Here is a 23,782-nt window from a genome sequence, read left to right as displayed (position 1 = left end):
TATTATAAAAAATCCCCGCCGAATGGCGAGGACTTTATCAGCAGTCTGAAATGCCGCTCAAATGAGCGGCATTTTTAGTTAAAAGCGAAATATCTAAAACTTCCTTGAAAAGACAATTGTATGATGTATGATTTTTGGTGGTAAATATAGACAGTATTTACTTGATATTCTTGGCTGCTTTGAAAGCTTTCATTAGTGGCATAAAAATAATGATAAAACCAAAAGTTTGAATGCAGTTGAGGGCAGGTATGAATGAATATGTGCTAATCAAAATCCACGCTAACGATAACGTGGCGATTATTGTTAATCAAGGTGGGGCCCCGGCGGGAGCAGAGTTGGAAGGTGGTATTGTATTAAAAGAAGCGGTGCCACAGGGTCATAAAGTGACGCTAACAGCGATTGAGCAGGGGCAAGACATCATTCGTTACAACGAGGTGATTGGGTACGCAAAGGAGCCATTGGCTGTAGGGCGTTGGGTGTCGGAAGCGTTAATGATTATGCCTACGCCACCTAAGTTGGACGAGCTACCATTGGCGACACGCGCTAAGCCAGACATTGATCCCCTAGAAGGCTATACCTTTGATGGTTATAGAAATCCAGACGGTTCTGCAGGAACAAAAAATTTGCTCGGTATCAGCACGAGTGTGCAGTGTGTTTCTGGTGTAACAGAATACCTAGTAAAGCTCATTAAGCATACTTTGTTACCAAAGTATCCGAACGTCGATGGGGTGGTCGCTCTCAATCATAGCTATGGCTGTGGCGTGGCCATCAATGCTCCTGCAGCGATTGTGCCAATTCGTACCTTACAAAACATGGCGAAAAATCCTAATTTTGGTGGTGAGGTGATGGTCATTGGTTTGGGGTGTGAAAAACTCCAACCTCATCGTTTACTTGATATCGACGATGCGCAAGCGGTGAATATTTTGCCGAATTCCGCTGCGGCTCAATTATTAAAAGACAATGTGGTTAGTCTGCAAGACGAAGCGCATCACGGTTTTCAAGACATGGTTGATAGCATTATGGCGATGGCGGAGGCGCATCTTGAGCGTTTGAACCGGCGTCGTCGCGAATCTTGTCCGTTGTCTGAATTGGTTGTGGGGGTGCAATGCGGTGGAAGTGATGCTTTTTCTGGTATTACCGCCAATCCAGCTGTGGGGTATGCCTCCGATCTGATTATTCGTGCTGGCGGCTCCGTGATGTTTTCTGAAGTGACAGAAGTGCGCGATGCTATTCACTTATTAACACCGCGCGCCGAAAGTGTGGAAGTGGCAAAAGCCTTGCTGCGTGAAATGCAGTGGTACGACAATTATTTGAGTTTAGGCCAGGCGGATCGCAGTGCTAACACCACACCCGGTAATAAAAAAGGGGGATTAAATAATATCGTCGAAAAGTCCCTTGGTTCCATTACGAAATCTGGCAACAGTCCAATTGTTGATGTGTTAAGTCCCGGCGAACGTATTCGTAAGCGAGGCCTTAACTTTGCGGCAACCCCAGCAAGCGATTTTATTTGTGGCACCTTACAGTTTGCTTCTGGGATGAACTTGCATGTGTTTACCACAGGTCGTGGCACACCTTATGGTCTTGAGGTGGTGCCAGTCATTAAAGTTTCGACCAACAGTCATTTAGGTAATCGTTGGCATGATCTGATTGATCTAGACGCCGGTCGTGTTGCCACCAAAGAGATTACCTTAGAAGAAGCGGGTTGGGAGCTGTTCCATTTGATTATTGATGTGGCCAGTGGTCGTAAGCAGGTGGCGGCAGACCGTTTGGGGATTCATAACGACTTAGTGTTATTTAATCCTGCGCCTGTGACTTGATGGTCTCTGCGAGTCGATATAGAGGTTGTCATTTGTTGTCTTTGTTGTATGATGTAATACATTATATAGGTTGAATTACTACCTCCTAAATCATTTAAATAGCCTTTTTAAGGCTTTACTTTCAACGATATAAATAATGAGGAAAGAAGCATGGCTTTTTCGGTAGAACAAATGAGATCGGCGTTGAGTGATGGGCTGTTGTCGTTTCCTGTAACAGATTTTGATGCCAATGGTAAATTTAACGCTGAAACATTCCGCCTGCGCTTAGAGTCGTTTATCGAACATGGTGTGTCTGCTATTTTTGTTGCGGGTGGAACGGGTGAGTTTTTTTCACTGGATGAAGACGATTATCGCCAAATTGTTGAGTTATCCGTTGCGACAGTAAAAGGGCGTGTGCCAGTTATTGCTTCTGCAGGACGCAGTGTATCAGACGCTAAAAAATTCGTTAGCATTGCTGACGAAGCCGGTTGTGATGGTATTTTGTTGATGCCGCCATTTCTGACGGAATGTCCTGAAGACGGTATTGTTGAGTACGCTAGTCAGGTGATGGCATCAAGCAACATTCATTTTATCTACTACAATCGCGCTAATGGTAGTTTGTCCGCTGAGCGTGTAAAAGAGCTGGCGGCTCGTAACCCGAATATGGTGTCTTTGAAAGACGGTGTGGGTAATATTGCTGCATTGAATGACACCATTAAAACCGTTGGTGATCGTTTGGTTTACATTGGTGGTGTACCAACAGCGGAAATTTTCGCTGAAGCTTACTTGTCTATTGGTGTGAATACCTATTCCTCTGCGGTGTTTAACTTTATGCCGGAGATGGCTAATAAGTTTTACAAAGCACTACGTGCCGGTGAGAAAAATACGGTTACGGCCATCATTAAAGACTTTTTTATTCCTTTTTGCCGCTTACGAGATACGAAAAAAGGTTACGCGGTGAGCTTGATCAAAGCAGGGGCGACCATCACTGGTCAGTCAGCGGGGGCTGTGCGCGCGCCTTTGACTATGCCCAATGCGGCGGAGTACGACCAACTAGAAGCGCTTATTAAGAAAAACAGCTAACTCCCTTAAGGAGGTTGGGGTTTTGTGCCAGCCTTCTCTTTTTATTTTTATGAGAGACCTTTATACACGGCTGTGGGTGCCAATACAGCGTTAAAAGGCCTCTATGGATAAAGTAGGCCCGTATTATGTTTACAACAATAAAAAAAATGCAGGTTGTTCCTGTCGCCGGTTACGATAGCTTTCTATTAAATTTAAGCGGCGGCCATGCTCCTTGGTTTATCCGTACGGTTGTTGTCTTAGAGGATAATGATGGCAATATTGGTCTGGGTGAAGTACCAGCAACCGATAATATTATCAACACACTAGAGCAGTGTCGCGTCATTGTTGAAGGCCAGAACGTTGGAAAATGGAAGTCTATTATCAGTCAGGTTCGTCATGCCATATCAGGCCAATCTGATGATGTGCGCGGTAATCAAACGTTTGATTTGCGCACCGCGGTCCATGTGATTACTGCAGTTGAATCGGCACTGTTGGATTTGGCGGGGCAAAATATGGGATTGCCTGTTGTCGATTTGCTTGGCCAGTATGGTAAACAGCGTGACGACATAGAAGCACTGGGGTATTTATTCTTTCTAGGAGATCGCACAAAAACTGATCTACCTTACCCTGCCTACGATCACCCTATGGACGATTGGGATGTGGTTCGCGGTAAGGAAGCCACTACGCCTGAGGCGATTGTTAACCTAGCAAAAGCGGCTTATGCCCGTTATGGCTTTAAAGATTTTAAATTAAAAGGTGGGGTGCTGGATGGGCATAAAGAAGCAGAGTGTATTGCTGCTTTGTATGAGGCTTTTCCTGATGCCCGCCTGACACTTGATCCCAACGGAGCGTGGACTCTTCAGCAAGCGATAGACTATTTAACACCAGTGAAACACATGCTGAGTTACGCTGAAGACCCTTGTGGGCAAGAGGGAGCCTGGTCTGGTCGAGAAACCATGGCCGAATTTAAGCGTCGTACCGGATTGAAAACCGCCACCAATATGATTGCCACCGACTGGCAGCAATTAAAGAACGCTGTGCGTTTGGACTCGGTTGATATTCCTTTAGCGGATTGCCATTTTTGGACCATGCAAGGCGCGGTGGCGGTTGGTGAGTTGTGTAACGAATGGGGCATGACCTGGGGCTCACACAGTAATAATCATTTTGATATTTCTTTGGCAATGATGACCCATGTGGCAGCGGCTTGTCCTGGTGAAGTGACCGCCATTGATACCCATTGGATTTGGCAAGATGGGCAGCGTCTCACCAAAGAACCGCTTAAGATTCGCGCTGGCAAAATCAAGGTACCGACAAAAGCGGGCCTTGGCATCGAACTGGATCGCGATAACTTAATACAAGCCCATGAATTGTACAAAACGCTCACATTGGGTCAGCGTGATGACAGTTTGGCGATGCAGTTTTTGATCCCAGGTTGGACATTTGATCCCAAAAAACCGGCATTGGTTCGATGAGCGATGAGTAATGCGTACAGATAAAAACCTTTGCTTGTGGGAGCTGGAACCCTAGGGTAATGTTCTTATTTTCAGACAAAGATGCATGTTTATCATGAATAGCGAGGGCAAATTGGTAAATCGATTTCAAATTGAACGGGTAGGCAAAAGCGATAGCTTAGCCAGTAATGTGGCAAAACAACTGGAGCAACAAATTGCTGCGGGTGCCATAGCCGTAGGAGATAAGCTGCCGACAGAAAATGAGTTGTGTGATTTGTTTGGGGTGAGTCGAACGGTCATTCGTGAAGCGATTACACAGTTAAAGTCGTTAGGCTTGGTGGAGACTAAACGTGGTGTTGGGACCAGTGTATTGAGAACGCAAGCCGCAGAAACCTTGTTTGCCTATCAAATTGATCCAACCGCCATCGATGATATTTTGCACATTTTGGAAATGCGTATTAGCGTGGAAACCACGGCGTGTGAGCTGGCGGCATTGCGTCGTACAGAGGAAGAAGTCGCCCTGTTAGAAGCCCATTTTCAAGCATTTGATGAGGCATTAAGTCGTGGTGAACTGGCTCGCAAGGAAGACTATGAATTTCATTTGGCCATTTGTACCGCAACACGCAACCCGTTTTTAAAGCAATTTTATGAGCAGTTTAATAAGAACGTGATACCGAGAGCGAATTTAGTAAACAGTGATTTAAAACAGGTCGCAACGGACAGCTATTTACAGCGTGTGCGCTCAGAGCATCTTGAGATACTTAACTGTATTAAAAACAAAGATGCAGAAGGGGCCAAACAAGCCATGCACAATCATTTGTATCGTGCTTACCATTTGTATCAGCGATACCAGGACAACAATAAATTCGATTAGAGTAAGCCAAACTCGCTTTAATCGAGGCGTAGCAACTAGGTATTAGTGTTTTCATAACAAAAACTAGGGGAAGAGCATGCAAAGCAATACCATTCTTAAGGGAACATCACTCATCGCAGGCCAAGCAGTATTAGGCTCGGGCAAGGCGGTCCATGGCATTAATCCAGCGACCAATGAGGTTCTTGAGCCTGGCTATTTAGGGTGTAGCAAAGCGCATGTGGATCAAGCGGTTGATGCGGCTTGGCAAGCCTTCGACCTATACCGTGCTTTGGACATTGAAAAAAGAGCGAGCTTTTTAGAATGTATTGCGGATGAGATTCTTGCTCTAGGGGATACCTTAGTCGAGCGTGCTGTTGCCGAGAGCGGATTACCAAAGGCGCGTATTGAAGGGGAGCGAGGTCGTACGATGGGGCAACTTCGTTTGTTTGCTTCGGTCATTCGCATGGGAGGATTCAGTGATGCTCGTATTGATCCTGCGATGCCGGATCGTACGCCGCTTCCTCGTGCTGATTTACGTTTGCAAAAAATTCCCTTAGGCCCTGTTGCCGTATTTGGTGCCAGTAATTTTCCATTGGCCTTTTCCGTGGCGGGTGGCGATACAGCGTCAGCACTGGCGGCGGGTTGCCCAGTGGTAGTGAAAGCCCATCCTGCTCATCCTGGGACATCGGAGCTGATCGGTCGTGCTATTCAAAGTGCTGTGGAAAAATCGGCTATGCCAGCAGGCGTTTTCTCTTTACTGTTTGTTTCAGATAACCAAATAGCTGGTGAGCTTGTGGCTCATCCTCATATTAAAGCTGTTGGTTTTACTGGCTCGCGCAAAGGGGGACTGGCGCTGGTCAATATTGCTAAACATCGCCCTGAACCGATTCCGGTTTACGCGGAAATGAGCAGTATTAATCCGGTTTTTGTGATGCCAAGTAAATTGGCGACCCAGGCGAAAAAAGTGGCCTCCGGTTTTGTCGCCTCATTGGCCATGGGGGCAGGGCAGTTCTGTACTAATCCTGGTTTGGTGGTTGCATTAGAAGGTGACGGTTTTGATGACTTTTTAGCGCAAGTCGCAGCAGATACCCGTGCATTGAACAGTCAAACGATGTTAACGGGGGGGATTTACGATGCTTACTGTGCCGGTGTTGCCGCCCTTGAAGCCAATAATAAGGTGACATTAGTGGCGAAAGGGCAGCAAGCCGATACGCCAAACCAGTGCCAAGCCCATGTGTTTGTAACGGAAGCGAGCGCTTTTCTTGCCGATCAGGGGATGGAAGATGAAGTATTCGGTTCGACTTCTCTGATTATAAAATGCCGTAGCTTAGAAGAATACAAAGCTGTTGCGGAGCATGTGGAAGGTCAGTTGACGATCACTATTCAGATGAATGATGAGGATGTGGAAGCGGTGCGTACTTTGTTGCCAGTGTTTGAGCGTAAAGCGGGCCGTTTGTTGTGTAATGGCTATCCGACGGGGGTGGAAGTATGTCAAGCCATGGTGCATGGTGGCCCATTCCCTGCTACCTCTGACAGTCGTTCAACGTCGGTGGGCAGCGCTGCGATAGACCGCTTCTTGCGTCCAGTTTGTTACCAAGATTTTCCTGAAGCTTTGCTTCCTTGTGCGATTAAAAACAGTAACCCTATGTCTATTCCTCAGCTAGTCGATGGTAAGCTCATCGTGTAAAGTAATCGTTTTACAACGAGCTGATAGGGCATGCATTGAAATGCATGCTCTTTATTGAGAGAAATATGTTACTAGAGACTAAAAGCGTTATTTTAGAGGTGGCGGCCCCTGTTTTATTAATGATTGCTGTCGGCGCTTTTTTGCGGCGGATTCGTTTATTAAATGATGATTTTATTCTCATTAGCTCACGTTTTGTTTTTAAAGTGGCTATGCCGACCTTGCTGTTTTTAGGCATGTTGTCGAATAATTTAAGCGGCTTGATCAGTTTGGATTTTGCCCTTTATTTTGCCTCGTCGATCGTTCTGACCTTTTTATTTGCCTGGTTTCTCGCGGTAAGGCTTGGTTTGCCTTCTATACAGCGAGGGGTATTTGTGCAAATTGCCTTTCGTGGCAATTGTGGCATTTTTAGTCTCGCTCTTGTTGTGAATATGTTTGGTCAAGAGGGCGTGGCGATAGGCGGTATTATGGCGGGTCTGAGTATTCTGCTGTTTAATGTGCTGGCAGAAGTGATTCTGACACGCTATAGCAAAGGGCATTTGCATCTGGTTCCATTGTTGAAAAGCCTCGTAAAGAACCCGCTGATTCTTGCGATTGTTTTGGGAACGGTTGCGAATCTTATGGGCTTAAAGCTGCCCTTGTTTATTCTCAAAACGGCGCATTTAGTGGGTAACCTTTCTTTGCCTTTGGCCCTAATTTGTATTGGGGGCGCACTGGTGACCAGTGGCTGGGCGTTACCAAAACGTTTTCCGATTGCTTTAGTCTGTAAGGTGATTGTTAGTCCAGCGTTGTTTACCTTGGTGGCTTTTCTTTTTGGTTTTTCGCAAAAAGAGTTACTGTTTTTGTTTGTCTTTTTAGCTGCGCCAACGGCGGCATCCGCTTATGTGACGGCGGTGGCAAAAGGCGATGATGGCAAGTCGACCGCCAATGCTATTGCCACCTCTACCGTCTTCTCGTCAGTGGTGATCGTGGTTTGTATCCCTATGATTATTGCCATGACTGGCGGTTAACATCGTACTTTTATGGCTGAACGAAACAGGAGGTTACTATGGGGAAAATAGAAGTATTGGTTGTGGCACCTGGCTACCCAACTCAAATGGCCGTGCTAGCAGAACGTTATCAATTACATCGTTATGACTTAGCGGATCAAGCTGGTAAACAGCAGATAATCAAAGCCCATGGAGAAGCCATTCGTGCGGTTATGACAACGGGAGGCGGTGGCTTTTCTGAGTCGTTGTTGGACCAGCTCCCTAAACTCGAAATCGTTGCCTGTGGCAGTGTTGGTTTTGATTCTATTTGTGTTGAAGAGTGTATCAAGCGAGGTGTGGCAGTAACTAATACGCCGGATGTCTTGACCAATGATGTTGCCGATATGGCCTTGATGTTAACGCTTGCTACGGTACGCCGTCTGGTGCCAGGTATGGACTGGGTTCGTCAAAGGAAATGGCAACAAGATGGTCCGATCCAGCTTAATACTAGGATCGAAGGCAAGCGTATGGGGATTATCGGTCTTGGACGAATTGGTAAAGCCATTGCGAAACGAGCAGAAAGCTTTGGCATGGAAATTGGTTACTTTGGCCGGCGTCCGCAAGCTGATGTGAGTTACCCATACTTTTCGAATCTAAAGGAGATGGCGAACAATGTGGATATTTTGGTCGCCGCCGTTCCTGGTGGTTCCGAAACACAAGGTATGATTACCCGAGAAGTGCTAGAGGCGTTAGGTGAGCATGGCTATTTTATCAATATTGCTCGAGGCTCGGTGGTCGATGAGCAGGCTTTGGTCGCGCTTCTCGAAGCGGGTGGAATTAAAGGGGCGGGATTAGACGTCTTTGTTGATGAGCCAAACGTGCCAGAAGCCTTATTCACATTAGACAATGTGGTTCTACAGCCCCATTGCGCGAGTGGTACCCATGAAACCCGAGCGGCTATGGCACAGCTGGTGGTAGACAATTTGGCGGCCCATTTTAGTCAAAAACCACTGTTAACCCCCGTCGGTTAAGTTTAGCAATTTTTCGCTGTTACTTCTATTTGTTCTATAGGTGTGAGGACAGACATCACCTTTTTAGTAAAATAAAACATATGATGACTGTTGTATGATGAATTACTTTTGTGTTAAAAAGACCTGTGCTTGTATGACAAACTCGCTTTTTGGATAAGCTCGTTATCAACGACATATTAGGGGATAAAATAATGATAAAAAAATGTTCCATTAAAAAACTGGCTTCAGCATTGGTGTTAACTGGCTCCATTGCCGCGACTTTTACCATGGCGCCATTAGCTCATGCTGATTGGAAAGGTTGGAATGTTCACCCGGCTGGTTATCCAGTTACGGTGGGGATTGAATCTTTTATGAAGCATGTTGAGAAGGCAACGGACGGACGCGTTTCTGGGCGTGTATATAACGGTGGCATCTTGGGGGATCAAAATGATGCGATCCAAATGCTGCAAGTAAACGGTATTCAATTTGCGGAGTTTAACCTTGGGCCAATTGGTACTATGGTGCCAGAAGTCAATGTGGTGTCATTGCCTTTTATTTTCAAAAATGAATCCCACATGCACCGCGTAATGGATGGCCCAGTAGGGAAAGAGTTAGCGAAAGCCATGGCAAAACAAGGGATTATTGCCTTGGCATGGTATGACTCCGGCTCCCGTTCTTTTTACAACACTAAACATCCGATCACGAAGCCTGCCGATATGAAGGGCATGAAATTCCGTGTCATGAACAACGAATTGTATGTCGACATGGTCAAAGAGTTGGGTGGGAACGCAACACCCATGGCGTACTCCGAAGTCTATCAAGCTTTAAAAACGGGCGTTGTAGACGGTGCTGAAAATAACTGGCCTTCTTATGATTCGAGCAATCACTATGAAGTGGCTAAATATTACTCGTTAACGCAGCATCTGATTCTTCCTGAAGTATTAGCCGTGAGCAAAGCCGCGTGGAATAGCTTGTCGCCAGCGGATCAAAAGGCGGTGAGGAAAGCTGCCCAAGACAGTGCTGTGCTCGAACGTAAATTGTGGGCAGAGCGGGTACAGGAAAGCCGTGCCAAATTGCTTAAGGCGGGTGTGATTGTCAACGAGATAAAAGACAAAGCCGCTTTCCAGGCGAAGATGAAGCCTGTCTACGCTGAAGCAGAAAAAGCCACCCCCGCTCTCATTCCTCTAATTAAACAAATTCAAGAAACACCTTAAGCTATTGAAGCCTTTACTCGGTATCACTGGTAAAGGCTTCTCAATGTTGGGTGCCACTGTCTTTTACCGGTCAGTGGTGATCATTGATTTTGTATGAAGAGTAATGTGATGACTGCTTCAATTAAGGCCTCTTTTGTTAAGCGTTTTTTGGACGCACTTGCTTTTTTAGCCATGACGATCTCTGGCCTATGTATGATTGTACTGGTGGTGTCGTTTGGATGGCTTGTCTATGGTCGATACGTATTAAACAACACGCCTACTTGGGTGGAACAAATGGCCATGCTATTGATCATCACCATTACCTTTTTGGGGGCTGCCGTCGGGATCCATGAAAGAACGCATCTTAGTGTTGATATGGTCTCTTTACTGTTGCCAGAAAAGGCCAATCGTTTGATTGATATATTGATCGATACCTGCCTTGCCGTGTTCGGTGCAGCCATGCTGTATTATTGCCAAGAGTTGATGACGTTTGGTTGGTACCGATTAATTCCCTTATTAGGTATTCCCGATGGCCTTCGTTATGCCCCTGTTATGGTAGCGGGCGGCCTTATCTTTGTCTTTTCTTTATACCGTATCTTGGTTGGCATTCAAAAACTGTTTGTTAGTCAATCGGCTATTGTTAATGGAGGCCAATAATATGGGCTTAGCATTGTTATTGGGAGGATTTGGCCTCTTAACAATTATTGGCGTACCCGTTGCTTTTGCGTTAGGCATGGCGGCCCTAGGAGCCTTTTGGTATGAAGGTATTCCATTGATGATTGGCTTTCAGCGAATTATCTCTGGTATGTCATCCTTCTCCTTGTTAGCGATTCCCTTTTTTATTTTTGCCGGTGAGTTGATGCTGCATGGGGGCATTGCTGCACGACTGATTCGTCTAGCATCCGCCAGTGTGGGATGGATGCGTGGCGGCTTAGGCCAGGTTAACGTATTCGCTAGTATGCTGTTTGGTGGTATCTCTGGCTCTGCGGTGGCGGATACCTCGGCGTTGGGATCGTTATTGATTCCTGTGATGAAAGAAAAAGGCTATGACGACGATTACGCGGTGAACGTGACGGTGACGTCCTCCATTGCGGGTATTTTGATTCCCCCCAGCCATAACATGATCTTATACGTGGTCGCTGCGGGCGGTGGGATTTCGGTGGCCAGTCTGTTCATGGCTGGTGTGGTACCTGGGGTGTTAATGTGTTTGTTGTTAGGCTATGCCGCACGTTGGATTTCAATTAGGAAGAACTTTCCAACGGAAGAGTTTGCTGGTTGGAAAGTGATTTTCATCTCCTTCTTGGCTTCTTTTCCGGGGTTAGTCACCGCGATTATTGTCGTGGGGGGCTCTTTATCCGGTATTTTCACGGTGACTGAATCTGGGGCCATTGGGGCGATTTATGCCATTGTCATTACTGGATTAGTCTACCGTTCTCTGAGCCTAAAAGACTTTTGGGTGGCCGTGGTGCGTTCTGTTAGAACCACTGGTATGGTGATGGTGTTGGTTGGTTGTGCTGGGGCATTTGGTTATATGCTGGCCTTATATGAAGTCCCCAAAGTATTGGCTCATGCACTAACATCTGTCTCCAGTAACCCCGTTGTTATTTTGCTATTAATGAATCTGATCTTGCTGATATTGGGCATGATTATGGACATGGCGGCCTTAATTCTGATTTGTACGCCGATCTTTTTGCCTGTGGCAACAGGCTTGGGGATGGATCCGATTCAATTTGGTGTCATGCTAATGATGAATTTAGGGTTGGGGTTGTGTACGCCACCTGTTGGGGGATGCTTATTTGTTGGTTGCGCTATTGGGCAAGTGCCGATTCAACGAGCCGTGAAAACGATTTGGCCTTTCTACATCGCCATTCTGGTTGCCCTGCTATTGGTGACTTTTATTCCTTCGGTATCGTTGGCTTTACCTAATTGGATCACCAGTTAACTTTACATTTTTACGAGAGGACGCGGTTCATTTTCGCGCTCCTTTTTAGATGAATTTTGCTTTAAGGAGTCGTCCATGAAACGTGTTTTAATAACAGGCGCTGCCGGAAATTTAGGGACTGCTATGCGTAAAAAACTGGCGGGTTGGGCGGATGAATTCGTGTTGTCGGATTTAAACCCAGTCACCGAGTTGAGGGCAAGTGAAACCTTTGTGCAATGCGACCTTGCTGATTACGACAGTGTGATGGCATTAGTCGAGGGTTGTGACGGAATTGTTCATTTTGGTGGTGTGTCCACGGAAAATACGTTCGATAATATTCTCAATGGCAATATTAAAGGCGCCTACAACCTTTACGAAGCGGCACGTAAGCACGGAATTAGGCGCATTTTCTTTGCCAGCTCCAATCATGTTATTGGCTTCCATAACAGAGAGACGATGCTGGATGCGCAAAGCGAGATGAGACCGGACAGTTTATATGGGGTTTCGAAAGGTTTTGGGGAGTTATTAGCGCAATATTACTTCGATAAATTTGCGATAGAATCGGCTTTGGTGCGTATCGGCTCATGCTTCCCGAAACCTTTGAATCGTCGTATGTTGTCGACTTGGTTAAGTGAGGGAGATTTAGCGGAGCTGATTAAAAAGGTGTACGCTGCTGATCGCCTTGGTTGTACCGTTGTGTATGGTGTATCCGATAACCCAAGCACTTGGTGGGACAACAAGCATGCAAAATTTCTAGGGTGGACGCCAAAAGACTCTTCAGAGGTGTTTGAACAGGAAGATTATCTCCTAGAAGAAAATATCGATTCGAACGATCCGGCGGTGCGTTTTCAAGGTGGTCCATTTGCCAAAGCGGGTCATTTCGAAGACGACTAAAACTGGCTCGTTGGCTTTTACCTCTCGCGCTGACTTCACAATGTTCTAGCATTTTCATTGTATGGAGTTAAGAACAAAAAAACGCCCGATTTGGGCGTTTTTTAATGCATTAAAACCGTTTTATTATTTCACTAGCTCTGGCCCCATGACGCTATAAGGTAAAACCGTGGAAAGCTCTGGGATGTAAGTCACCAGAACCAAGAACACCATTAATACCAACATAAAAGGCGTAGCGGCTTTTACGACGCGGGCTAAACTCATGCCTGTGATGCCTGAGGTCACAAAGAGGTTTAGACCAATCGGTGGCGTGATCATACCGATTTCCATGTTGACGACCATGATGATACCAAGGTGAATCGGATCCACCCCTAGCTTCATCGCGATTGGGAAGACAACTGGGGCAACAATGACCAGCAAGCCAGATGGCTCCATAAACTGTCCACCAATGAGCAGAAGAATATTCACCGCAATCAAGAAAGTGAACCAGTTAAAGCCGACACTTAACATCCATTCTGTGATCATTTGCGGAATACGCTCTGCTGATAAGGTATGAGCAAACAACAGGGCATTGGCGATGATAAACATCAGCATGATGGTGGTTTTGGTGCCTTCCAGCATCACCTTGCGAGATTCTTCACCAAACAGTGCAGGGAAAAAGCCTCGTAGCATCAATGAAAGATTACGCCCCCAAATAGGCAAGCCAGCAAGCAAACAAGTTACGATGGACTCCTTTAAATGGGAAGAGCGCTTGTAGACATAGAAGATCGCGAGTAATAGCGAGAGGGCGCAACCCCAAAGAGCGCGATCACCACCAGTCACGGTTTTACTGTCCGCAAAGGCGAAGAAGGACAAAATTTCCCAGACAAGGAAGAAAGACACGCCATACACTGTGCCGTTAAAACCAACACGAGCATGAGGTGCGTCGTTATCATTTGTCCAAGTTTGGCCTTTTAATGGCCCCATATCACGATACACAAACAGGGCGATAAAAATCGAGTACACGGCCGCTACCACTGCCGCTTCTGTTGGTGTGAACACACCACCGTAGATACCACCCATGATAATAACGACAAGAAATAATCCCCAGCCAGCTTCTTTACCGCCACGGATAAGATTACCAAAGCCTTTCCATTCTTCTGCTGGTAGGTTTTTAATACGGGCAACAACATAGATGGCTATCATTAACATTACGCCAGCCAATAAGCCAGGAATCACCCCTGCTAAGAACATGCGACCAACGGATACATCCGTTGCGGCTGCGTACACCACCATTACGATGGAAGGGGGGATTAGGATACCTAATGTGCCCGCGTTAGCGATGATGCCAGAGGCGAACTCTTTTGAGTAACCGACTTGGCGCATCCCCACAATGGCAATCGAGCCGATAGCAACCACAGTGGCGGGGGAAGAGCCTGACAAGGCTGCGAACATCATACACGCCAAAACGGATGCCATGGCCAAACCGCCACGGAAGTGTCCAACGCTGGCAATGGCGAAGTTAATCAAGCGTTTTGCGACACCGCCAGTTGACATATAAGACGAAGCGAGAATGAAAAACGGGATGGCCAACAGGGTATAATGTTGACCCGCACCAAACAAAGAAATCGCTACCGACGACAAGGAGTCGTGGGAGAAAAAGGTAATAAACAAGATGGACGATAAGCCCAACGAGATACCAACAGGTAGGCCGATAAACAGCAGGGTCAGTACGAGACCGAATAAAATAATAGATTCCACAATAAAGCTCCTGCGTTAGTCTTTTAAAGAGTCTTTGTTGGCGTTGACGAGGTCTTGCGCCTCGTGGCCGCTGATCAACATGTCACGTTTTCCTCGTGCAATATCGATAAAGGCCTGCAGCGAGCGATACGACAGCATGGCTAAACTGATCGGCAATATAATAAGCACTAACCAGCGTTGAACACGGGGTCTTAGGTCAAACATTTCTTGCATAAAGACCGGGTAACGCAGCTCTTCAGTACCAATGCCGATTTTGAACATTTTTGTCCAATACTCGATGGCCCCACCACGAGCATCGATGCCTAACATTGATAGCCAGGTTGCATCTAGGAGGATTAAGCCGTACATAATGGCCGCAAACGCGCCAAACAGAGATAGGGCTTTGGCAATGGGTTTAGGTACGGCGTTTAGTACAATGTCGACCCCTATATGGATACCCGTTTTAATGCCATAACTCATACCCAGTAGAATCAACCATGAAAATGCGACGGTGTTGAATTCCAATGCGGCATCCCAGCCAGTATTAAATCCGTAACGCGCAATTACCTGACCAAAAGACACTGCCATAATCGAAGAAATGACGATGATTAATAGGTTTTCTTCAGCGCGTTCCATCGCTTTGGGAAAGCATTTTTCCAGCACCCAAAGGATGATGATAAAAAATAATAAATATAAATGTGGCCAGTAGTATGCCATGGTGGTCTCCTGAACAAGTGGACCTGTCTATCTAAAAGCACAACGCAGACACAGCAAGACGAACCTCGTTATACAAGGATAAGAGATAGGTAAACTGTGAGGAGAAGGCCCTAATGTTGGCTCAATAGAGCCAACATTCTGCATAAAACAAAGGGATTATGAGTTGGCTGCGGCATTAATTAGATTTTCACCGATGTCGTTTTGGAATTTTTTCCAAACCGGTTTCATCGTTTCAACCCAAATTTGACGTTGCTCTGGTGTCAATACATTGATTTTGCCGCCGGCTTTTAAAATATTGGCGCGGTTTTCAGCTTCTTTCGCTTTCACAGATTGGTTTGCTTCCTGTGTTACTTCATCCGCAATTTGCAGGAATTGTTTGCGATCCGCTGGGGATAAGCTGTCTAGGAAGTCTTGAGACGTCATGAACAAGTAAGCCAACAATTGGTGGTCGGTTTGTGTGATGCTGTCTTGCACTTCGTAGAATTTTTTGGTGTAAATGTTAGACCATGTATTTTCTTGGCCATCCACAACACCGGTTTGCAGTGCGCCGTATACCTCGGAGAACGCCATCGCTTGTGGTGACGCGCCCATGGCTTCGATCATGGCTTTGGCTACATCAGAGGTTTGGACACGGAATTTTAGGCCCTTCGCATCGCTTGGTAAGATCAGTTTTTTGTTGGCAGAGAAGTATTTCATACCTGACATCCAGTAACCTAGACCAACGAAGCCAACATTGTCTTTCATGGCGTAGAGCAGATCTTTACCTTGAGGGCTGTTAGTAAAGCGGATGGCTTGGTCCATGTTTTTAAAGATGAAAGGTAGGTCGAATACACCATATTTAGGTGTGTAAGAACCAAACTTAGAAAGAGAAGGGGCAAGCAATTGAACATCGCCTAAAAGCAAGGCTTCTAATTCTTTTGAGTCGCCAAATAATGTTGAGTTCGGAAAAACTTCAACACAGAGTCTGCCATTCATTTCTTTGTTAACACGCGCAGCAAAATTATTCGCGGCCACCACTTTAGGGTGAGTTGTTCCCCCTGTTACGTGGCTGAATTTTACAACGCGCTCGCCAGGATCGCAGGCTGAAGAATCAGCAAAGGCGGCGTTGGTAGCAAAGGAAAGGGCGAGAGTGGTCAAGGCTAGACTGATTTTTTTCATTATTTTAAAACTCCAAAACGAGATAATTATTTTTATTATCGCTTGATCTTAGCCAAACGAGTGAAGCACATTTAATTGTTGCTATCTTAGTGTTTACACAATCTATGCCAACTCTTTAATATTTTGTCTAAGTGATTGAATTTGATTGAATAAAAAAGTTTTTTCCAGAATCGGACGAAGGCTGGTGGCGATATTAAGAGCGGAAACTCACACATAAAATAATGACTATGGGTGGATTTCCGCCAATTTTTATTGCGATCTAAACCCGAGTGGCGAGAGATCAAGAAAGATTGTCTGGCAGATCAAGAAGAGGACACCAAGGCTTAACTAGGATTGAGTTGTATGAGGGGCAAATATTTCCTGTTTGAGTGTCTGTTTCAAAGCCAAGTGAAGGTCTTTCCGCCCTGTCAGTTTGGCTGCTTTCAATTGAGGCTGCGTTGTTCTACCTAATACGGCATCAAACAACAGAGTATCGAATGATGAATGTGCTTTGAGTTTACCTTGGTAGGCTAACTGAAAAAACGCGCTATAAAGGGCCGCTCGAACACTATCAAAAGGGCGATGAGTATGGCAAAACAAGAGCAGATCCTGCTTATCCTGTTCGCTTATTAATAGATTAGCCGGTGAGGTTGACTGAGGAGTCCATTGGACAAGTTGAATAATAAGCGCTGCGGATAAATCCTGATAGCAGAGCAGTAAATTCGTCTGGAAACGCTTCAGAAACAGACTGTACCACTGTTTGGCTTGTTGCTCGGCAATTGAGTTAAGAGGTTTGACCATCATCAAAGAGTAGCTGCCGCTGGCTTTGTCTTTGCTTGTACCCAGTCTCACGCTGATAAAACCATTTTTTTGCCAAAACGCAACGATATCAGGACTGGCGGCAAAGCTGGTACAGAGAAAATCGACTTTGCTTCGAGCAGCTTCTGTTATTTGTTTGAGTAAATGGCTCGCTAGCCCTTGGCCTTGAAGATTAGGCTGAGTGGCAATACGGCTGATGCGCCAATAGCGATAGCGTCCCGCTTCGATGAAGCCCTCATGGGCCATTAATGACTGAGGAACAAGGTGGCCTCTAGGGCGGCGGGAGCCTTCTAGAACCGCTTGGCTTAGATCATCTGGAAGCTCACCTTCTTCGGTAACAATTGCCACACTGTTAATGGTCATATTGCTCATTACTTGGGGGTTATTTATTACCATAGGATTTGTCGTTATCTTGGGGACCCCTGTATGCGCTGGTTTAGCGGCTCTGTTGGGGGAGCCTGATTGAGATAACCATGTGGTGACACTTGGGTCATCCAACATCCATCTTATATTATCTGGCGAAGTTTGATAGTGAGCATTTACTAATAGCGAAAAAGTCACTTTTAAATGCTCAGGTTCCTGTAGCCATGCTTTTCCTTGTAACGTGGTGACAAGCGGTGTGGTATTTGTTGACGAAAGGTTGGGAGTTGCCTCAAATGGTGGGCATAAGAAAAATGTCTCATTAACCCATTTTTCGAGTGGGTCATTTTCCCCCCATCGAATGGGCTGGGTTAAAGAGAGCCTTTTTAAGGACGTTGATTTTCCTTGGCGTGGTGTTTCTAAAGTGTGACAGAAACGAATACCAAAACCTCGTCCTGCCCCTTCATAGCCATAATCTGTTGTGCTGAATACACATTGCTTAGACTTATCCAACAGAGCCGTTAGTACGGGAATGGGAAGACGAGCGGCTTCATCAATAATCAGATGTTCCCATTGATCTTCCATCAATAGCAGGGTGTCTGGTGCATAAAAGGGCATCTCTGGCACCATCTCTTTGTGATCAGATGACACGTTAAATGAGGCAAATTGATCATCATATTGTTTGCGAAGGGCAACCAATGCGTCTGGCGTGGCGGCAGTAACGGCGACTTTCTTCCCCGCTTTTACCCACTTGGCTAGGGTGTCTCCAAGCAGAGTGGATTTGCCTCGACCCCGTGATGCGATCAATACATGAGTCTCGTTGGAAGCGGTTAATAATGACTTTTGGGCGGCTTCTTGTTCTTGTGTCAGAGTGATTTTGTGCTGGGGGGCACCCACTGTATGGCTTTGTGGTGGTGTAAGTCTATCAATCTGTTGAGGACGGATGTATTGGAAGGGGCTGCGTGGATGGATAAGCTGATTAAGAATATAGCGTTTAAAGTGTGACTCGATTTGATCAGGATGATAAGGCCAGGGTAGATAGCGGGCCATTTCCTGGTCTTCTTGGTTTAGCCAATTTTGTTCAGGTTCTTCCGGTAAGCCGATGGCAAAGATACCATCGCCTCTTACTGCACCTGCTAATATGGCGATCACACTAGCAGAGACCCCCTGTGTTATATCAATTAATATGGCGTCATAGGTTTGCCCAAGGGTATTCTTTATGTGTTTAAATAAACGAATGTCTGCGTTTTCGTGTGGATTGAAGTCGCGATAATGTGCTTCATCGTGGGTACAGATGAGGATTGAATCTTGTCCATTGGAAACGCAGGAAAAAGCCGCGTAAATTTGCGAAGTATTTCCTGTGAAGAGATAACAATGGCGGTGTTTTAAATTGTTTGGATTCGGCATAATCATTCCTTGCGATCAAGGTATGATACTGTGACCATGGGAAATAGCCAATGTTCGCTAGAATCGAATGCTACAGTAAGCCCATAATTTGTGGACGAAACATAAGGAAGGTCTTTTACAACCTTCCTTAATATTTTTATCTTACTTTAGTTTAAAGGCTTTGAGATCATCTTGAAGATCGTTAGCCAATTGGTGGATGTTGTTACTGTGATCTTGCGACGCATCCGCTTGCTTTAACGTGCTGCCAGAAGCTTCTTGCAGTGTTTCTGTATTCTGACGAATTTGTGTCGCTGCAACACTTTGCTCCTCTGTGGCTGTGGCAACATTGGTGATACCAAGAGAGACTTTTTTCATCGATGTGAGTATGTGAGACAATATGTTACGTGTTTCAGATACTTGGTTGACACTATTATCTACTTGGCTTCTCCCTTGTTCCATTTCTTTCACGGCAGAACGGCTGTTTATTTGTAGCTCATCAATCACTTTGCGAATTTCTTCTGTGGATTGTTGCGTACGTTGTGCCAATACTCTCACTTCATCGGCGACCACGGCAAAGCCTCGTCCTTGCTCACCAGCACGAGCTGCTTCAATGGCAGCATTCAGCGCCAGCAGATTGGTTTGCTCGGCTATCTCATTGATAGCAAGGGCTACTTTGCCGATTTCCGTTGAGCTTTTTTCAACATTTTCGATGGTCTCTGAGGCCTGAGTAAACGCATTGGCAAGCTTGCCAACGGTTTCCTCAACACGTTGCATCGCCTCATTGCCGTTTTGTGTAACGCTTTGAACCTTGTCTGATTCAGCCGAAACATCGTTAGCATTATGTGCGACGTCTTCTATGGCGGTCGAGATCTGAACAATGGCAGAGGCCACCTGAATGCTGACGTCTTGGCTGTAGTTTGCACTATTGATTAATGTTTTATTGACGTCAGAAATGGCATTGCTTGAGTGGAGAAGCTCAATGCTAGAATCTTGAACCTTTTGAATAAGATGAATCAAGCTGTCACGCATATGAATGGTATCATTACGCAATAAATCGATTTCATTATTGGAGTCTTTGCTTAATTTATTATGAAAGCGAAAAGCCAAATTGCCACTTCCTAATTCATGCAAGCCTTGAGAAATTTCTTTTATTGGCGAAAGCGCGCGACGAATAAACAGCCATAACACGGTTGCCAGCATCAAGCCAAATACAGCCGACACAGAACTGACAATCCATAAGGTTTTATTGATTTCGGCTTGATATTCATCGTCATAAGTTTTTAACACCACTACCCAGTTCCAGCCTTTCACTCGTTTAAAGAGAGCAATTGCGGGGCGAGAGGTGGTGGTTTGACCTTCTACTTTTAATGAGTAGTGGATGATGCCTGACTTTTGTTGATAGAGTTTCTCAAACGTATTTGCGAGTTGTGGGTTACGACTTAGAATATTTTGCCCAACTAAAACTTTACTTGGGTGAATAAGAATGTCCCCTTTATGCTTTCCAGCTGTCGTGACATAGACATACCCTGTTTTGCCAAACACCATTTTATTTAGCGTATTAGCAATTGGGGATGTGATGTTTTGAATAGGAATAAGCAGTTCGTAATAGAGATTGCTCTGTCCCGATACTTTCTTATAGTAAGTAAAGTAGGAGGTGTTTCCGAGAGTGTCCACCCCCAAATAATCGGAGTTATTTTGGATGGCTTTGTAGCCCTCTGTATTGTTTCCTAAATCAGTACCAGCAGCCAAGGCATTGTTCATAGAGCTAGCAACGCGAATGATCTGATCTCCTTGCTTGATTAGCAAACTTACTTCAGATTCTGTCGATGTGGCGAACTGTTGAATAAAACGACTATTTCCATTAATAACTTGGTTATTTAACTTAATTGAGGGAGTTTGAGTGCCGTTAATGCTGAGTGGCGTATTCGAATCGACAGTTACCTGTTCCAGCATATCATTAAGAAGAGCGCCGTTGCGCATCATAACGCGTTGCATTAAGTGGTACTTGTCCTCAAGTTGGTTGCTGACCAACTCGACTTCTTTTTTTTCATGACTGATAACGATGTCATTGATTTGCTGTTTTAGTTGCACGTTGATGATAAAAGTTAAAGCAACGAAGATGATAATAACAAAAGCGAGTGTCCCTAGACCGAGTTGCCTTGGTAGCGGGTATTTTTTGAAAAATGCGAGCATCTCATGGATCCTTAATTCAGGGGATATAGTGGTTGAGTTATTTAAAAGGGAAGAAATTCCATAACGATATGTTATGGAAACAGCAATTTTTTATTGCTTTGTTTTATTTTGTAATTCTTTGTTATTATAGTGATAGATTTGTATACGGAAATGATATTTAATTAAATAAGGTGAATTCATATAAATGAATTTATTTGCTAGGATTGAGCATCAAGTGGATTCGGGTTGCCCACTCTAGGTAAATAGAGTGGGCAATAGTGGTATTATGGTAGTGTGAAGGCTTTGAGATCTTCTTGAAGGTCAGTGGCCATGTGTTGGATATTTTGGCTATGACCCTGTGAGGTGTCTGCTTGAATTAATGTATTGCTTGAGGCCTCGCGTAATGTTTCTGTATTCTGACGAATTTGAGTGGCAGCAACGCTTTGTTCCTCTGTCGCTGTGGCCACATTTGTTGTTCCAAGCGAGACTTTTTTCATCGATGTCAGTATACGAGACAAAATGTTGCGTGTTTCTAGGACTTGACTGACACTATTGTCAACTTGGTTTCTTCCTTGTTCCATTTCTTTAACAGCAGAACGACTGTTCAGTTGTAGCTTATCAATCACTTTGCGAATTTCTTCTGTTGATTGTTGCGTACGTTGTGCCAATACTCGCACTTCATCCGCAACCACGGCAAAGCCTCGCCCTTGTTCACCAGCGCGAGCGGCCTCAATAGCCGCGTTCAGCGCCAGTAAATTGGTTTGTTCGGCAATCTCATTGATAACAGAGACTACCTTACCAATTTCAGTTGAGCTTTTTTCAACATCCTCGATGGTTTCTGAGGCTTGACTAAACGCATTAGAAAGCTTGCCAACCGTTTCTTCGACGCGTTGCATCGCCTCATTGCCGTTTTGTGTAATGCTTTGGACGCTGTCAGATTCGCTAGAGACATCGGTCGCATTGTGTGCGACATCTTCTATGGCTGTCGAGATCTGGACAATAGCAGAGGCCACTTGGATGCTGACATCCTGGCTGTAGTTCGCGCTGTTGGTTAGTGATTTATTGACGTTTGAAATCTCGTGGCTGGAATGGAGGAGTTCCATGCTCGAATGCTGGACTTTTTGAATGAGACGAATCAAATTATCGCGCATACGGATCGTATCATTACGCAATAAATCGATTTCATTATTAGAATCTGGAATCAAGGTATCATGAAAGCGAAAAGCCAAATTGCCTGTTCCTAATTCATGTAAACCTTTGGATATTTCTTTTAACGGTTTAAGTGCACGGCGTATGTATAGCCATAGGCATAGTACGAGTAAAAGACCAAAAATCAGGGAAGCGGCGCTGACAACCCATAAGATCACGTTAATTTCTGCTTGATATTCATCGTCGTAGGTCTTTAGCACCACTACCCAGTTCCAGTCTTTGACTCTTTCAAACAGAGCAAGAGCGGGGCGGGGAATGGTGGTCACCCCAGGGATTTTTAGGTCGTAATGAATGATACCGCGATCTTTTTCATACATTTGGGAGAAAGTCGTTTTAAGGCCTGGGAAAACAGAAAAAATATTTTTTCCAACCATTTGTTTGTTGGGATGAAGAACAAATGTGCCTGGGTGGTCACCTGCTTGTGTGATAAAGATATAGCCACTTTTGCCAAATGTCAGTGTATTTAATGACTTGGCTAAGCCATCGGTTATCTCATTAAGCGGGATGAGTAGTTCGTAATATAGATTGCTTTGCCCTGAAACCTTGTTGTAATTGGCAAAGTATTGTTGGCCATTTATGCTGTCTACGCCAATAAAATGTCCGCCGTCTTCTAGCGCTTGGTAGCCCTTATTACTCTCATTTAATAAAGAACCTACAGGGGAAGAATTCGCTGATGAACTGGCAATTCGAATAAATTGATTGTTTTGCTTGATTAGGAGGTTTGTATCCAATTCGGTAGAATGAGCGAACTGCTGAATGAAAGGGCTTTGACCGCTGATGGTGTCACCATGTAATTGCAGCGATGGAATCGTCATGCCATTAATTGTGTCGGGTTTGTTTGCGTTTATCTTTGCTGCTTCAAGCATTGTGCCCAAAAGTACGCCATTGCGTTGAAGGCGATCCTCTAGAGAATGGTATTTTGCTTCTAATTGCTTACTGACCAGTTCCAGTTCTTTTTGTTCATGATTCGTCACAATGGTATTTATGTATTCATTAAGCTGGGCGTTGATAATAAACACTAAGGTGGCAAAAACGATCGTAACAAAGAGCAATGTGGCGATGCCAAGTTGTCTTGGTAAGGGGGATTTTTTTAGAAATGACAACATAGATTGAAAGATCCTTAACAGTAGAAGTGTTAACTTTTGTTTCTTTTTTGCTGTATAAAGCCCTTTTAAGTATAAGAAAATACTCTAAAGAGACTTTTTAAATAAAGTAAAAAAGAATGTTTTTTGATTTTTGTTTATATAAATCAATTATTTAAACTCATACTTATTGAGTTTTAGTTCACACGGCCATGTGCAAAAATCTCTTAATGTAAAATTTTGTTATTTTTTTGATTGTAAAAATGAACAATAATATAAAAAATATCTTAAATTGAAAGTATTAAAGTTTGATTACTTGTTTTTTTAAGTGGTTAACAAGTCATCTTAGGGA

The 23,782-nt window shown here is 44.8% G+C and carries 17 protein-coding genes; 11 read left to right on the top strand and 6 right to left on the bottom strand.

All coding sequences use genetic code 11. The annotated features are described in order from the left end of the window. The first annotated feature begins 248 nt into the window (after positions 1 to 248). The 11 genes from garD to AC0VYI_RS20850 all read left to right on the top strand — a co-directional run bounded on the left by garD (position 249) and on the right by AC0VYI_RS20850 (position 12,832). A complete protein-coding gene (garD, locus tag AC0VYI_RS20900) occupies positions 249 to 1,817 on the top strand; it encodes a galactarate dehydratase (RefSeq protein ID WP_475445316.1) in 1,569 nt (522 codons plus the stop codon). Positions 1,818 to 1,967: 150 nt separating this feature from the next. Next, complete coding sequence (locus AC0VYI_RS20895) at positions 1,968 to 2,879, top strand: 5-dehydro-4-deoxyglucarate dehydratase (protein ID WP_475445315.1); 912 nt, start codon at positions 1,968 to 1,970, stop codon at positions 2,877 to 2,879. A 125-nt stretch (positions 2,880 to 3,004) separates the two neighbouring features. Beyond that, complete coding sequence (locus AC0VYI_RS20890) at positions 3,005 to 4,330, top strand: enolase C-terminal domain-like protein (protein ID WP_475445313.1); 1,326 nt, start codon at positions 3,005 to 3,007, stop codon at positions 4,328 to 4,330. 94 nt (positions 4,331 to 4,424) lie between these two features. After that, complete coding sequence (locus AC0VYI_RS20885) at positions 4,425 to 5,183, top strand: FadR/GntR family transcriptional regulator (RefSeq protein WP_067013219.1); 759 nt, start codon at positions 4,425 to 4,427, stop codon at positions 5,181 to 5,183. Positions 5,184 to 5,259: 76 nt separating this feature from the next. Next, positions 5,260 to 6,849, top strand: coding sequence for an aldehyde dehydrogenase (NADP(+)) (locus tag AC0VYI_RS20880; RefSeq protein WP_475445312.1), 1,590 nt, complete (start codon positions 5,260 to 5,262; stop codon positions 6,847 to 6,849). Between the two features lie 65 nt (positions 6,850 to 6,914). Further along, on the top strand, positions 6,915 to 7,856 hold the full coding sequence (locus AC0VYI_RS20875) for an AEC family transporter (protein WP_475445311.1): 942 nt from the start codon (positions 6,915 to 6,917) through the stop codon (positions 7,854 to 7,856). Between the two features lie 38 nt (positions 7,857 to 7,894). After that, complete coding sequence (locus AC0VYI_RS20870; protein ID WP_475445310.1) at positions 7,895 to 8,845, top strand: 2-hydroxyacid dehydrogenase; 951 nt, start codon at positions 7,895 to 7,897, stop codon at positions 8,843 to 8,845. A 191-nt stretch (positions 8,846 to 9,036) separates the two neighbouring features. Then, positions 9,037 to 10,038 (top strand): TRAP transporter substrate-binding protein, encoded by a 1,002-nt coding sequence (locus tag AC0VYI_RS20865; protein WP_475445308.1) that lies wholly within the window; start codon positions 9,037 to 9,039, stop codon positions 10,036 to 10,038. Positions 10,039 to 10,146: 108 nt separating this feature from the next. Next, positions 10,147 to 10,674 (top strand): TRAP transporter small permease, encoded by a 528-nt coding sequence (locus tag AC0VYI_RS20860; protein ID WP_199477529.1) that lies wholly within the window; start codon positions 10,147 to 10,149, stop codon positions 10,672 to 10,674. A 1-nt stretch (position 10,675) separates the two neighbouring features. Next, a complete protein-coding gene (locus AC0VYI_RS20855; RefSeq protein WP_475445306.1) occupies positions 10,676 to 11,959 on the top strand; it encodes a TRAP transporter large permease in 1,284 nt (427 codons plus the stop codon). A 75-nt stretch (positions 11,960 to 12,034) separates the two neighbouring features. Beyond that, positions 12,035 to 12,832: an NAD-dependent epimerase/dehydratase family protein gene (locus AC0VYI_RS20850; protein ID WP_475445304.1), complete on the top strand. Its 798-nt coding sequence runs from the start codon at positions 12,035 to 12,037 to the stop codon at positions 12,830 to 12,832. Between the two features lie 123 nt (positions 12,833 to 12,955). On the opposite strand, the gene AC0VYI_RS20845 is transcribed toward AC0VYI_RS20850, so the two are convergent. The 6 genes from AC0VYI_RS20845 to AC0VYI_RS20820 form a co-directional block, all read right to left on the bottom strand. Then, positions 12,956 to 14,569 carry a TRAP transporter large permease gene (locus AC0VYI_RS20845; RefSeq protein WP_475445302.1) on the bottom strand — a complete coding sequence of 538 codons (1,614 nt, stop codon included), beginning with the start codon at positions 14,567 to 14,569 and terminating at the stop codon, positions 12,956 to 12,958. A gap of 15 nt (positions 14,570 to 14,584) precedes the next feature. After that, the gene (locus AC0VYI_RS20840) at positions 14,585 to 15,265 is read right to left on the bottom strand and encodes a TRAP transporter small permease (protein ID WP_475445301.1); all 681 of its coding nucleotides are present in this window, start codon (positions 15,263 to 15,265) and stop codon (positions 14,585 to 14,587) included. Between the two features lie 156 nt (positions 15,266 to 15,421). Continuing rightward, positions 15,422 to 16,423, bottom strand: a complete 1,002-nt coding sequence (locus AC0VYI_RS20835; RefSeq protein ID WP_475445299.1) for a TRAP transporter substrate-binding protein — start codon at positions 16,421 to 16,423, stop codon at positions 15,422 to 15,424. A 327-nt stretch (positions 16,424 to 16,750) separates the two neighbouring features. Beyond that, a complete protein-coding gene (locus AC0VYI_RS20830; protein ID WP_475445297.1) occupies positions 16,751 to 18,988 on the bottom strand; it encodes a GNAT family N-acetyltransferase in 2,238 nt (745 codons plus the stop codon). Positions 18,989 to 19,129: 141 nt separating this feature from the next. Continuing rightward, complete coding sequence (locus AC0VYI_RS20825) at positions 19,130 to 21,160, bottom strand: methyl-accepting chemotaxis protein (protein WP_475445296.1); 2,031 nt, start codon at positions 21,158 to 21,160, stop codon at positions 19,130 to 19,132. A gap of 263 nt (positions 21,161 to 21,423) precedes the next feature. Next, on the bottom strand, positions 21,424 to 23,454 hold the full coding sequence (locus AC0VYI_RS20820; RefSeq protein WP_475445294.1) for a methyl-accepting chemotaxis protein: 2,031 nt from the start codon (positions 23,452 to 23,454) through the stop codon (positions 21,424 to 21,426). Between the last annotated feature and the right edge of the window lie 328 nt (positions 23,455 to 23,782).

Source organism: Marinomonas sp. 63XJN7_9_ISO-PGPR-S23-217 (assembly GCF_056173515.1).
This window is presented reverse-complemented; position numbering and strand designations above follow the sequence as displayed.

What these genes read in the sequence shown, in the direction of transcription:
- garD (WP_475445316.1), top strand. Translation starts at nt 249, where the DNA reads ATGAATGAATATGTGCTAATCAAAATCCACGCTAACGATAACGTGGCG.
- AC0VYI_RS20895 (WP_475445315.1), top strand. Translation starts at nt 1,968, where the DNA reads ATGGCTTTTTCGGTAGAACAAATGAGATCGGCGTTGAGTGATGGGCTG.
- AC0VYI_RS20890 (WP_475445313.1), top strand. Translation starts at nt 3,005, where the DNA reads ATGTTTACAACAATAAAAAAAATGCAGGTTGTTCCTGTCGCCGGTTAC.
- AC0VYI_RS20885 (WP_067013219.1), top strand. Translation starts at nt 4,425, where the DNA reads ATGAATAGCGAGGGCAAATTGGTAAATCGATTTCAAATTGAACGGGTA.
- AC0VYI_RS20880 (WP_475445312.1), top strand. Translation starts at nt 5,260, where the DNA reads ATGCAAAGCAATACCATTCTTAAGGGAACATCACTCATCGCAGGCCAA.
- AC0VYI_RS20875 (WP_475445311.1), top strand. Translation starts at nt 6,915, where the DNA reads ATGTTACTAGAGACTAAAAGCGTTATTTTAGAGGTGGCGGCCCCTGTT.
- AC0VYI_RS20870 (WP_475445310.1), top strand. Translation starts at nt 7,895, where the DNA reads ATGGGGAAAATAGAAGTATTGGTTGTGGCACCTGGCTACCCAACTCAA.
- AC0VYI_RS20865 (WP_475445308.1), top strand. Translation starts at nt 9,037, where the DNA reads ATGATAAAAAAATGTTCCATTAAAAAACTGGCTTCAGCATTGGTGTTA.
- AC0VYI_RS20860 (WP_199477529.1), top strand. Translation starts at nt 10,147, where the DNA reads ATGACTGCTTCAATTAAGGCCTCTTTTGTTAAGCGTTTTTTGGACGCA.
- AC0VYI_RS20855 (WP_475445306.1), top strand. Translation starts at nt 10,676, where the DNA reads ATGGGCTTAGCATTGTTATTGGGAGGATTTGGCCTCTTAACAATTATT.
- AC0VYI_RS20850 (WP_475445304.1), top strand. Translation starts at nt 12,035, where the DNA reads ATGAAACGTGTTTTAATAACAGGCGCTGCCGGAAATTTAGGGACTGCT.
- AC0VYI_RS20840 (WP_475445301.1), bottom strand. Translation starts at nt 15,265, where the DNA reads ATGGCATACTACTGGCCACATTTATATTTATTATTTTTTATCATCATC.
- AC0VYI_RS20835 (WP_475445299.1), bottom strand. Translation starts at nt 16,423, where the DNA reads ATGAAAAAAATCAGTCTAGCCTTGACCACTCTCGCCCTTTCCTTTGCT.
- AC0VYI_RS20830 (WP_475445297.1), bottom strand. Translation starts at nt 18,988, where the DNA reads ATGCCGAATCCAAACAATTTAAAACACCGCCATTGTTATCTCTTCACA.
- AC0VYI_RS20825 (WP_475445296.1), bottom strand. Translation starts at nt 21,160, where the DNA reads ATGCTCGCATTTTTCAAAAAATACCCGCTACCAAGGCAACTCGGTCTA.
- AC0VYI_RS20820 (WP_475445294.1), bottom strand. Translation starts at nt 23,454, where the DNA reads ATGTTGTCATTTCTAAAAAAATCCCCCTTACCAAGACAACTTGGCATC.